Annotated in this window: 5 protein-coding genes and 1 pseudogene; 3 read left to right on the plus strand and 3 right to left on the minus strand. The window is 34.9% G+C overall.

Features of this window, described 5'->3' with window-relative positions; translation table 11 throughout:
* Positions 1-185: 185 nt before the first annotated feature.
* The gene (locus FYJ57_RS14720; protein ID WP_331466682.1) at positions 186-431 is read left to right on the plus strand and encodes a hypothetical protein; all 246 of its coding nucleotides are present in this window, start codon (positions 186-188) and stop codon (positions 429-431) included.
* A 239-nt stretch (positions 432-670) separates the two neighbouring features.
* Here FYJ57_RS14720 and FYJ57_RS14725 read toward each other — a convergent pair whose 3' ends face one another.
* On the minus strand, positions 671-1,555 hold the full coding sequence (locus FYJ57_RS14725; RefSeq protein WP_154433235.1) for an RloB domain-containing protein: 885 nt from the start codon (positions 1,553-1,555) through the stop codon (positions 671-673).
* Positions 1,548-2,921 (minus strand): AAA family ATPase, encoded by a 1,374-nt coding sequence (locus tag FYJ57_RS14730; protein WP_178704412.1) that lies wholly within the window; start codon positions 2,919-2,921, stop codon positions 1,548-1,550. Before FYJ57_RS14730 ends, FYJ57_RS14725 begins: the two co-directional genes overlap by 8 nt.
* Before the next feature lie 370 nt (positions 2,922-3,291).
* On the opposite strand from FYJ57_RS14730, the gene FYJ57_RS14735 reads away from it, so the two are divergent.
* Both FYJ57_RS14735 and FYJ57_RS14740 read left to right on the plus strand, forming a co-directional pair.
* Complete coding sequence (locus FYJ57_RS14735) at positions 3,292-3,549, plus strand: hypothetical protein (RefSeq protein WP_154433237.1); 258 nt, start codon at positions 3,292-3,294, stop codon at positions 3,547-3,549.
* A gap of 14 nt (positions 3,550-3,563) precedes the next feature.
* Positions 3,564-3,791, plus strand: coding sequence for a DUF2188 domain-containing protein (locus FYJ57_RS14740; RefSeq protein WP_154433238.1), 228 nt, complete (start codon positions 3,564-3,566; stop codon positions 3,789-3,791).
* A 484-nt stretch (positions 3,792-4,275) separates the two neighbouring features.
* Here the strand turns inward: FYJ57_RS14740 and FYJ57_RS16450 are convergent.
* A pseudogene (locus tag FYJ57_RS16450) lies at positions 4,276-4,415 on the minus strand (IS256 family transposase); the annotation flags it as partial.

Raw genomic sequence — 4,415 nt, forward strand, 5'->3', positions numbered from 1 at the left:
TTGTAGTAGAGCATGAAATGCTCACGGTCACAACTAAGTAAAAGTCAGCCGCCCGTTTTCGGGCGGCGAATCCACCATTATCTATGACAGGCAGTTAAGCAATCTGATGACAATTCGTGTGAGCAGTCTGGTGACAGCTCATGAAATCATTAACAGTGGCTCAAGCTTGCCGGACAGGTGGCTCATTGGAGCACAGATTATTCATTAATGGAAATGACAAAACCTTCTGGGTGATGTGCCAGGGATTGATCCAGACTCTTCTGATCCGACTTCCCCTGTCCTATTATATGAGTATCCAGCCGAATGCCAGCCTGACCAAAATCGGCCTTGCAGCTCCGGTGTCCACAGCAGTCGGTATCTGTCTGAACATCGGTTTCTTCCTCTGGCTGAACCGGAAAAGTGCAAAGAAAGCCAGCCAACAGCTTCCCTGATATAGTAACCCGATCCCCCGGAGCTTTGTCTTTACTGGTCCGGGGGATCGGGTTTTTTATATTTCAGGGAGACTTTGTGCTGTACAGAATGCCCCGAGGATGTTACGTCATTGCTACAAAAAATATGCGGCTTCTTTGCCACGAAAATGGCTTAAAACCGCATGTTTCTGTATAGAGGACGTTATATAATTGTCACACAGTTTGTGGGGAGGATGTTACGTCAGTGCTATAAATAATCATCACGCACCCTTGTCTTTTCCATATTGTTTCAGTTCTTCCATCAATTTCCAAAGGTTGCAACCAATATTATCGACTAGTTCCTCTTCACTTGATGCAAATTTTTTTCCCTGATCAATAGCTTTGGAAATTTTAGGCATATATTGTTCAGCAAATCTAATACCACTTTTTCCATGATGACCTCTCTCTGACACCTCTTTACTTACAAATGTATGATGCTCTGAAATTTTAGGATTTTCTTTTATTTTTTCTAATTGATTTCCAAATTCCCTATCTATATCCGCCAAATGCATTAAAAGCCAAAATTCAAAACATGGATTAGCAATATAGCATTTATATCCATTATCTTTGCAATGTTTTATACACTCACGCATATTCTCTTCTGAATGAGTTTGCATATCTCTATCTATCAGCACTGCAAATTCATCCAAATCTTTATTATACTTTCGTAAATATTTTCTGTAATTAATATCATAACCAATCTTTTTTAGCTCGGTAATAAATAAATTACGTTGCTTTTTAGGAATTTGTTTTGAATCTTCTAAATACTTTTTTATAAATTCCACATCATATTGTTCTTTGAAATGTTCGGATATTTCTTCCAAAATATCATCTTCATTTTGTTCACGGAGTCGGATGTATTCTTCTAAAAGTTCAATAACCTGCTGTGGTGCACTATTAGTATCCTTTTTTCCCCTTCTCAAAACTTCAACATCAACCTCGGCGTTTATTCCCATCTTTTCTCTATTTTTTGATACTCCAACAAAATATTCCTTTTCCGTTGCATTCCCCTCTACCGACAAAAAGATCCTCTTTTCTGGAAAAATTTTTTGTGCCTCATCTTCTCGCTCATATACTGTAGAGGTAAGTCTATAGCGATTAATCATTCATATCCTCCAAAATTTCCTCGTCAAATATCGGTATTGCATCATATCTACCTAATAGATATTCTTTATCAATTTTTTTGTCATACCGTTCCTTATAACGATTTAATGAATACATTTTAGAGCTATGATCTTCTAAACGTTTGATAAACCAGATTTCATCTTGTCTAACTAAATCCAAATCTAACAAATTAGAATCATGTGTTGTTGCAATTATCTGACAATCCGATTTCTCTGTAAGAGAATAAAAAAGTTCTAAAAATCTTCTTGTAAGATTCGTATGAAGACTTCTATCAATTTCATCTATAAAAATTACTCTGTTATTTTGATGTTCATAAAATAATGGAATCAAATCGAATAATCTTTGTGTTCCATCTGATTCATCTGAATATTCAAAGAGCTCTTGCGGATTCCCGTGATTTTGCATCATTTTTGTTGTTATAATATTACCCTCTTCATCTTTTCTCAACGAATATACCTGATTGTTCACCTTAAACATAACCGGGTCATTTTCTATATCATTAGAAATTCTAATCTTTAACTTCTCTGCATGTTCCTTTGGAATACCTTCAAAGATTCTGTCAAAATTCATTTCTCCCTGTTTTGATTCAACAGACTCTATACCTGTATCAAAATATTTCAATATACCTGAGAAAAATTTTCTTACTTCTTCTTTTTCAACTAATTGATTCAATCCGCTATATTGGCTTGTAGGAAATAAAATTATTATGCTCTGAAACCATTCATAGACATCCATTATTTCCTTGAGAACTCCACTTTTTTCATTACTTCTTTCTGCGACATCACTTAAAATACTCTTTTTCTTCATTGCTGGTGAAATATTTTTTCCAAACACATCTAAAAATATTTCCCATTTTATCTTTTCTGCTTCATTCTTATGTGTCACTTCACTAAAAGTAAAGTTTTCTCCGCTTTCATCAATATCTCTGTTAAAAATACAAGTTTCTGAACCATTTTTTTCAATACGCACCAACCATTCTGAAATAATCTCTTTTGCTGCATACGAAATCGCAATTCCATAAGAATATTCCTTTTTTGATTGCGTGATCAATCTATATTCAAATACACCAGGCTGTCTATACCCCTCTTTATTAATTCTAAAATACTTTCTATTTAAGTCTACTTCTTCGAGACCATCTAGAATAATATCTCTAGAAAAATCAATTGCTTTAATAAAATTACTTTTACCACCTGCATTAGCACCATAAATAAGTCCTGTTTTTAAAATCTTTTTTCCATTTCCATTCAGTATATGTTCTTTATGCCTAGCAACTTTTGATGCCATCATAGACATGGTTTGTGGACTTTTAAATGATAAAAAATTACTTACAGAAAATCCTATAAACATCTCTCTACTCTCTTTCATTTTTATTATATTATATCTATTATAAAGTGATTTATTCTCTTATGTCAACAAATTTTACTGCTTATTATCGTATTTTATTGACTCACATGTGATTTTTTCTCTTTTTGTATTGACTTCTTTTTCATCTTATGCTATCGTGTAAGCACAGGAGTTAGCACTCTTTTTTTATAAGTGCTAATAATAAAGGTAAAAAAAGATGGCTCTAAGGCCACCTTTCATTCTGAATCTGCGATATACAAATTCAACATAAGCACTTGAATCATAGCATATATCAACAGATTGTTCAATAAGAATGTGTTAATTTTTATAGCATTTTACCTTTCCCAGTTTTTGAGAAAGGAGGAACTCTCTTATGTCATTTGATGGAGCTCTTATCAAAGAACAAGGTGTCACCTTTGCAATAGCCGTTGTTAAGCCAAGTGTCCTGACCAGCCCCAATAAGGAGTCTATTCGTCAAACATTTTCTCACTACTTTGGATTCGTTCCAACAGTACTTATGGCACAAAACAGCAAAGGTATTCCCACCTATGATGGTCGAAGAGATCTTGTAAAATTTCTCTCTCATATTCATCCATCTAGAATTCCCTGGAAACATTATACACTCTCATAGAAAGGATAATTATTATGGCAAATCAACATATAGTTCCAAATAATGGTCAATGGCAAGTAAAGCGCGAGAACGCAACTCGTGCTACAAAAACCTTTGACACTCAAAAAGAAGCCATTGCATATGGTAGAAATATCGCAATTCATCAAGAATCAGAATTAGTTATCCATGATCGTCATGGACGTATTCGTGATAAGGATAGCTATGGAAATGATCCTTGTCCTCCAAAAGATACCAGATTCTAACTAAGCATTAACGCCAAAAGCAATACAGTAACAACTTACCCGAGGCTGTAAAAAATCTTGTGTCTTTGGAAAGTGAATCTTTCTGATAAGAAATAGATATGTAAGGTTTTGCTGTCGAATTTATGATTATGTTGTTGTCGAATTTATCTTTCTATTTATAGTATAACCATCTGATAAGATTTTATACATCCGTTTTGATTTTTTTGCATAACAAATAAGACATTGTATTGATTGCTTTTTTCGTGGGCGCTGCCCACACCCGACCTCTGGAATAGAGTAGGGAAATTCTGGCAATAATACAGATGCCGACGGAATAGAAAGGAAGGAGACTATGAAGAAAAGTCTGTAAATAAGATTCTTCTATGATAATGATGGGCGAAAGGCTTGATATATTAGCTTTTCGCCCTTTGTTTATATATAACAGTTACAAAAACGCATGTCAAGAGCAGGCGGTTCTGCCGCCTGTTTTGCGATGGAATATTGCCTATTCTGGAAGGCGTCCTTCGTACATAATACTTAGTTCTCCATAGACCGCTCCCCAGTTTCGGATTGTGGAAGTCCACTTTTTGGTTGCTTCAAAGGTTGCCAGATACAGGGCTTTCAGTAGTGCTGTATCACTCGGAA

Source organism: Oliverpabstia intestinalis (genome assembly GCF_009696065.1).
GTDB classification, from domain to species: domain Bacteria; phylum Bacillota; class Clostridia; order Lachnospirales; family Lachnospiraceae; genus Oliverpabstia; species Oliverpabstia intestinalis.